Annotated in this window: 9 protein-coding genes; 2 read left to right on the plus strand and 7 right to left on the minus strand. The window is 39.0% G+C overall.

The window, feature by feature from the left end:
- Positions 1–311: 311 nt before the first annotated feature.
- Positions 312–908 carry an XTP/dITP diphosphatase gene (locus GX437_07240; GenBank protein NLJ07446.1) on the plus strand — a complete coding sequence of 199 codons (597 nt, stop codon included), beginning with the start codon at positions 312–314 and terminating at the stop codon, positions 906–908.
- Complete coding sequence (locus GX437_07245; protein ID NLJ07447.1) at positions 905–2,530, plus strand: sulfatase-like hydrolase/transferase; 1,626 nt, start codon at positions 905–907, stop codon at positions 2,528–2,530. Before GX437_07240 ends, GX437_07245 begins: the two co-directional genes overlap by 4 nt.
- A gap of 42 nt (positions 2,531–2,572) precedes the next feature.
- Here the strand turns inward: GX437_07245 and GX437_07250 are convergent, their stop codons facing one another.
- The 7 genes from GX437_07250 to GX437_07280 all read right to left on the minus strand — a co-directional run.
- Entirely contained in the window at positions 2,573–3,184 is a 612-nt protein-coding gene (locus tag GX437_07250; protein ID NLJ07448.1) for a DUF3943 domain-containing protein, read from the minus strand.
- Between the two features lie 2 nt (positions 3,185–3,186).
- Positions 3,187–3,828 carry a 4'-phosphopantetheinyl transferase superfamily protein gene (locus GX437_07255; protein ID NLJ07449.1) on the minus strand — a complete coding sequence of 214 codons (642 nt, stop codon included), beginning with the start codon at positions 3,826–3,828 and terminating at the stop codon, positions 3,187–3,189.
- A 12-nt stretch (positions 3,829–3,840) separates the two neighbouring features.
- A complete protein-coding gene (locus GX437_07260; protein NLJ07450.1) occupies positions 3,841–4,959 on the minus strand; it encodes a hypothetical protein in 1,119 nt (372 codons plus the stop codon).
- Between the two features lie 55 nt (positions 4,960–5,014).
- Positions 5,015–5,356, minus strand: a complete 342-nt coding sequence (secG, locus tag GX437_07265; GenBank protein NLJ07451.1) for a preprotein translocase subunit SecG — start codon at positions 5,354–5,356, stop codon at positions 5,015–5,017.
- A 1-nt stretch (position 5,357) separates the two neighbouring features.
- Positions 5,358–5,927 (minus strand): hypothetical protein, encoded by a 570-nt coding sequence (locus GX437_07270; protein NLJ07452.1) that lies wholly within the window; start codon positions 5,925–5,927, stop codon positions 5,358–5,360.
- A 6-nt stretch (positions 5,928–5,933) separates the two neighbouring features.
- Positions 5,934–6,434 (minus strand): LptE family protein, encoded by a 501-nt coding sequence (locus tag GX437_07275; protein NLJ07453.1) that lies wholly within the window; start codon positions 6,432–6,434, stop codon positions 5,934–5,936.
- A 28-nt stretch (positions 6,435–6,462) separates the two neighbouring features.
- Positions 6,463–7,575 (minus strand): sigma-54-dependent Fis family transcriptional regulator (locus GX437_07280; GenBank protein ID NLJ07454.1); only part of this gene is annotated, 1,113 nt, incomplete at its 5' end.

Consider the following 7,575-nt stretch of genomic DNA (forward strand, 5'->3'; position numbering starts at 1 on the left):
CGTTAGCTTCTGCTGCATTTATCAAAAGTTCGCCCGGACTTTATCATTGGCTGAACAATCATCGTATATTCGGCTCATTATTAAAAGATTTTCCCAAAAAAAAGGCATCAGCCTCCGGAATAAACTCATCTCCATCATACTGATGATAGCCATGACCTCAATATCCATCATCTTTTTTATACGTCTGATCCCGTCAAAATCATTGTCACTATTTGTGCTTTGGCCGGTACAACAGTTGTTTTATCGCTGAAAACGGTAAAAAAGAAATGACTTTTGATCAGATCAAAAATCTATTCGTAATATTGAACATGATGAAAATTATCATTGCCACAAAAAATCAGCATAAGATTGAAGAAATCCGTCAGGAGTGGAAAGGCCTCGGTATTGAGCTATTATCAATGGCCGATTATCCTGATTTGCCTGAAGTAGTGGAAGATGGCAAAACTTTTCATGAAAATTCATTAAAGAAAGCAAAGGAAATATTTGAATTTACAGGTATTCCTGCCCTGGCAGACGACAGCGGATTAGAAGTGGATTATCTCCATGGCGCACCGGGCATTTATTCAGCCCGATTTTCAGGGATGGAAGCAGATTACAAAAAAAACAATTTGAAATTGCTTAGCCTGCTTTCCGGTGTTCCGTTTGAAAAAAGAACTGCCCGCTTTCGTTGTGTACTGACACTTTATCATCCTGATTTTATCAAAATTGCTGAAGGAGTTGTGCATGGACATATCCTCGATGAAATGAGAGGTAATTTGGGATTTGGCTATGATCCTTTGTTCCTCCCGGATGGCTATGAGCAAAGTATGGCCGAGCTTTCTCCTGATGAAAAAAACAAAATCAGCCACAGGGGAATTGCCGTAAGAAAGATGAAAACAATTATTGAAAATCTTCGAAACTGCAAATGATGAAAACCTTTTTGATCCTGATGCCGCTAACCGTGTTTTTTCTTATTTCCTGCCAGAAAAAAACCGGGCAGGAGTCATCCACAAGAAAACCAAACTTTATTGTTATTGTCTTCGATGATCTTGATTTTGATGAAGTTAACTTTTATAACATGGACTATTCACCCTGTTATTATTCAGCACGAAAGAACAAAATAAAAAATGCAGTAAAATCAGCATGGGAAAAAACCGGTTTTTTCATGCCTAATATTGATAAACTTGCCGGAAACGGGGCTGTATTTACAAGATTTTATGCCAATTCTTCCGTATGTACGCCTGTCAGATATGCCCTGCTCACAGGCCGTCAGGCGTATGAAAGTCCTTTTATTTCAATGCAAACCCCTAATGGCGAACCTGCCTTTATTCGATGGAATTCCTTTATTTCTCCGGATGAAAGAACCATTGTCGATGATCTGCACGACAGGAATTATGTGGCGGCATTTATCGGGAAATGGCATAACGGTGCCAACTTTAAGCCAATTCTAATCCCTTACTCACCAGAGGATTTTAACGATAGTCTGAAATATCAGAGAATCAGAAAAGACTATGCCTACATACAGAAATTCTTAACCGACAGCCTCAGATGGGATTATGCCGACAGAATTTTTTATGACAATCCTGCCATCCTCAACCTCGAATGGATGACAGAAGGAGTCATTCGATTTCTTGATAGTTATAAGGATAAGCCATTTTTCCTTTATCTCCCTTTGCCTTTTCCGCATGCTCAATATTATGACTTTAAAAACTGGGACCCGCTGATGACACCTGCCGGCATTCTGGAAAAAGCTCCCGAAAGCGGACATTCCTATCCGGAAGCAAAAAGAAAAAACAAGCTTCATTTTTTACCCGATGCATTCAGCATGGCCACTTATATTGATGATTTCATCGGGGTCATTCTGAACAAACTGAAAGAATACGGAATTGATGAAAATACTATGATTATTTTTACATCAGATCAGCAGACAAGGGGAAAATATACCTGCTACGAAACCTGCAGGGTTCCTACCTTTATTTATTACCCTCCGCTGATAAAACCCAAAACCAAAATTCATGAACTTTGCCTGATAACGGATATTTATCCCACAGTCCTGAGCCTGATTGACAAAAAAGAAGTTTCAATTCCCGGCTCAGACAGCAGAAGTCTGATAGCGCTTCTCTCACCCAAAAAAAATTCGGGTAAAATTCCCTGGCGGCAGGAAATTTATCTTGAAATATCGTATTCGAAAGCCATTGTTACAAAAGATTATAAATATATCGCCAACAGGCCTCCTCTGACTGCTATGGAAAAGATGAAAGCAGATGAACAAAGAAGTAAAAATAGTGGTACAAGGAGAAAAATCGGCTGGGATGGAATGGTCTGGGGATGGAATGGTCTGGTTTATAATTTAGACCTTGACTTCCCGGCTTATTTTGATGCAGATCAGTTATTTGACCTTAACAGGGATGTTTTTGAACAGAGAAATCTCGCCTATCTCCCTGAATATCAAAATGTAGTTAATGAAATGAAATTGAGGTTGAAAAACAAAATGAGCAATTATCCATTTAAGTTTGGAGAGTTCAGCGAGGAAAAGAGGACACTCCCTTGATTTTATTCAGAAAAGTTAATGCTTTGAGAAAAGTAAACCATATTAAAAACGTAACGAGAAGCTGAGCATGACTTCCCTTTTGGGAGGAAAAATATTGATTACCAGTGTATGAAGAGGGTCAACAAACCAATGATGTTTCATTTTCATCCTCATCTTTGCCTGATGACGTGCCTCTCCTATCAGCGAGCCAACTGTTGATGTAACAAGCATGTCATTTATTGAAGGTCGTTCAGTCCAGCTTTCAATCAGATATTCCCAGGTCAACGACATGGCTGTTGAAAACAAAAAACTACCGAACCAACCATAGCCGGATTCTCTTCCTCTTAAATAAGATTCCGAGCCCATCAACGGATGGGAAATATAATTCACCCAGAAAGGATCATCGTCAAAAACAGGCGGTTTGGTAAAAGCTTCTTTGAAATTGGAAAGACGCATGGGACTGTCAGCCATACCGCTTATCAGCAGAAAACCTAAGTCAAAAGCCATCACTGACATAATGTAAACAGGTGCTTTATGCCACTTGTAATAATCATTATCAGAATGATTTTTTTGAAACACAGCAGAAGAAAAATATTCTTTTTCAAAGGAATTCAATTGTGCATGTGTAATCTGAACACTAACAAGCATCAACAATATTATCTGAAAACTTTTCATCTTTAATCCTGAATCACATAAGTCAGCATATAGCCATCAATCAATTGATAATCAATAACTACATCATTTTTTTTACCATCTGTAACATAATAAGCCGAAACCTTATCTCCATCTTCATTGAAATCAAACGGGTCAATGACAATGTCTTCCCTGAAAATAAGGCCTTTTTTCCCATTCATTTTAAATACCGATTCCTTGGCACACCAGTACACATAAAGTTTCTTTATATCCGATTGAATATCAACTTGTTTCAATTCGCATTCATGTAAAAACTTAAGGGCAATATTAGAAATGACAGGCTTTATTTTTTCAATATCAACTCCAACCTTTTTTTTACTAATCATGGCAGCTGCATAATCGTAAGAGTGGGAGATGGAAATTTCGTAATCAAGGTTAACCAGATGAGGTTTTCCATGTTTGTCTCCATAAACTTCAATAAACTCGTCAGTTTTTAGTAAAGTACGCAGTAAAACACGACTGCTCAGCCAGTGAAGATTTCTTTTGTTCTTGTTAAGAGAATTATAAAACCTGATTTCTTCCTCATTGAGAATCAGTTTATTTTTTAATTCTTCTATACTTTCTTCGACCTTCCAGATACCTATCTGGGATTCCCATCGTTCCTGAATAACTTTCACCAGTGCCATCCGGCAAAACAATTAAAGGTTTTTGCCAAAAACTCTGAATTTCTTATACACTTTTCCGCCCATTTTTTCCATTTCGGCACGCATGACAGCGTTTTCTTCCAGTTCAAGGTGACTATCAATGTATTCAAAACCCCCTTTCCATGCCGATTCAATCATTTTCGTCCCCATTAAAACATCAAGCCCCTTTCCCCTGTAATCCTGATTGATGGCACCCAACAACAGACTAAGCCGCTTTGTTTTTTTCTGGGCATTCAGGATATGGAAAAATCCGAAAGGCAAAACATACCCTTTTGCTTTTTTCACTCCTTCGCTGATGTCGGGCATACCAATGACAAAGGCAATAATTTCATCTCCTTTCATGACAGATTTTACATATTGCGGCTTAATGACTGCCAGATAACGATTTGCAAAATCATCCATCTCTTTTTTTTCGAAAGGCATAAAGCCATAAATATGTGTAAATGTTTCATTGATAAGGGAAAAAATCGGACGTATATGTTTTTTAAGCTGGCTGCGTTTGGTGTATTCCACCAGTCTGTAATCGCCATTTCCGGATATTCGGGAATAAATTTTCTGATAAAAATCGGGCAGTTCCTTCGGTATATCGAGTTTGTAAACCACCAGATCAACCTCTTTTTCATATCCGCTTTTCATCATAAATTCAGGTGCTTTCGGGCTATTGTAATTAGAGGCAATCACCGGCAGGTACTCAAAGCCATCAATCAAAAAACCCTGAGGGTCTTTGTCAGAAAAGCCAAAGGGTCCCACCAGCCGCAAACAACCTTTATCTTTTGCCCATGTTTCAATTGCCTGAAGCAGGCTTATTGCAACCTCTTCATTTTCATATCCTTCAAACCAGCAAAAACGGGCATGATTTTCCTGTTTGATTTCATTGTAGCGATGGTTGATGAGCCCCATGATCCGGCCAGCAGCTTTACCGTTTTGATATGCCAGAAGCAAAATGGTATCCGAGTAAGAAAATGACTTGTTTTTCCGGGGGTTAAAATATATCCTGTCATCCATGTAAACCGGGGGCACCCAGTTTTTTTCATTCCGGTGAAGTTTTGCGGGAAGATGTATAAAAGTTTTTAAATCTTTTTTGCTTAAAACTTCCCTGATTTCAACTGACATGATTATTTTTAAATAAGGATAAAAAGAAAATATTCAATGAACAATAAAGGTATAGTTATTCCTGCTGAGAACTTGGCGAGCCCTGTTCCTGCTCAGCAGTCGATTCGGGCATTGGAGGTGCCATGTTTTCTATTTGTTCCTGCATTTTCGACTGACGCTCTTCAATGCTTTGTCCTCTGGGGATAAAGAAATTGGAAATAAGAATCACAGCAAGGATTCCGATGGCCACATACCAGGTTGCTTTTTCAAGAAAATCAGCAGTTTGACGAGCACCAACAATCTGAGTGGCTCCGCCAAATGTGGAAGATAGTCCCCCTCCTTTCGGATTCTGAGCCAGAATAAACAGCATGAGCACCAGTGCAGCAATAATCAACAGAATGGCAAAAAATGTTAACATTTTATTCGTCTATTTTATTTTCAAGGTTATTTATCAGGAGTGCAAAGTAATTACTTTTTTCAGGATAAATCAAACTTAATTTCCTGTAAATATTTATGGCCTTATCATATTTTTTAAGCCTTGTATAAATACCCGCAAGGGTCTCAGAAACAAACTCCTCTTCCTCAATGATGCTTTTGGCGGCTTTTTCAGAAGCATTGTAAAATTCAGCTTTCGGGCGTGTGATCTGTGGTTTTTGTTCCAGAAACTTATCTATCAGTTCGGTACTTTGTTTTTTAACAGGCGACTGAGCAATCTTCACTTCTAAATTTTCTTCAGGATCATAGGCAGTATTAAACTTTTGTGTAATTAAACTGTAGAGATTTGCCCGCTCTCCGGCATAAACAGCCGTTATCATCAGCAATTCTTTTGAAAATATACCCTCCTGCTGGTTTCTGGCTATCAGATACAGTATCCTTGCTGACTGAAAATAAGGGTAAGCATTCAGGCATTCTTCCAGCGCTTCAGCATCCGGATTTTTCATCAATGCAAATGGATTTTCAAGATAATGTTTAATTTTCCCCTGGTCCATGAATAACTACCAGTTATTAATTGCCCTGTTAAAAATATCCTGTATGATTGCATCGCTGAGTTCGTCAATCAGCTGGCTCTCAATTGAAGAAAGATCAAGATTACTGTCAAAATCGATGTATTGTGAAAACGAAATGTCGAAATTCTGATCAGGTGTAACACTGTTTTCAAAAACTACCCTGACGGTTACCGTCAGGCGGGTTGCGGCTGCCTTGTCGCTACTGGTAACGCTGGCTGGTCCTGTACGGTAAGACGTAATGAACCCCTTGAAAATGATTTGTCCATCCTGATCGGTATGGCTTAGATTCAGCTCCCTGATTATTTTTTCCTTGAGTTTTTCAGTAAAAGTATTTGCAAGTGAGGGGACAACTATGCTTGCCTGATTCACAAAGGGTTCAACAGTAAAGGTCTTGATGTCAGGGCTAAGTGTTGAACCTTTAAAACTGTATATTTTGCAAGACTGAAAAGAAGAAACGAGTATCAGGCTCACTACAGGGATAAAATTCATTAATAACTTGTATCTCAATATTAAAGGCTTACAAGTCTTCAAGTCCGTATTCTTTAATTTTTCTGTAAAGCGTTCTTTCAGAAATGCCCAGTTCAGCAGCAGCAGGTTTTCGTTTTCCTCTGTGCCTTAACAGGGCTTCCCGGATCATTTCCTTTTCCTTTTCGGTCAATGAAAGCGGTTCCTGAACTTCAGAAGCAACAGGTGTGGTTTCAACGACCTGAGGTGGAATGGGCATATTTCTGTTTTCAAAAATACGCATAGAGGGATCAATCAAAGCCGGTGTCCTGACCATTTTATTGGCGGCCAATTCCACAGTGCTTTCTATTTCCTCTCCTTTCGACCTGACCGTACTGATAACTTCATAAATCAATGCCTTCGTCTCTGTCAAATCTTTCTTGATGTCAATCAGAAACTTATATAAAATATCCCTTTCCTTGATACCATCAAAGGCTTCATTGACGGGGGTTTCATATCTGACCAGTTCTTTGGTACTTGTGTCTGGCAGATATTCTTTCAGAATATCAGGTGTGATTATTCTTTCCTGTTCGAGAATGGAAATTTGTTCCACCAGGTTTTTTAACTGACGTATATTTCCTGCCCAATATTGGCTTTTCATCATCTCAATAGCCTCAGGTGTAAATTCAATGATGGGGATGTTATACTTTTCTGCAAAATCGGTAGCAAACTTGGCAATCAGAAAAACCATATCCTCCTTACGTGCTCTGAGTGGCGGAATCTGAATAATGACAGTGCTTAAACGGTAATAAAGATCCTCTCTGAATTTATTGTTCTGTGCGAGCTGAAGCAAATCTTTGTTGGATGCGGCAATCAGACGTATATCTGTTTTCTGGACTTTTGAAGAACCGACTTTGATAAACTCACCTGATTCGAGCACCCTTAACAGACGCGACTGGGTTTCGAGAGGAAGCTCCGAAATTTCATCCAAAAAAATAGTTCCACCGTTAACGGTCTCAAAATAGCCCTTACGCGATTCATAAGCACTTGTAAATGAACCTTTTTCGTGCCCAAACAATTCAGAATCAATGGTCCCTTCAGGAATAGCACCACAGTTGACAGCAATAAAATTCCCGTGTTTTCTCCGGCTCAGGGAATGAATGATTTTTGAAAAGGCCTCTTTACC

It is taken from the genome of Sphingobacteriales bacterium (genome assembly GCA_012517435.1).
GTDB lineage: Bacteria > Bacteroidota > Bacteroidia > CAILMK01 > JAAYUY01 > JAAYUY01.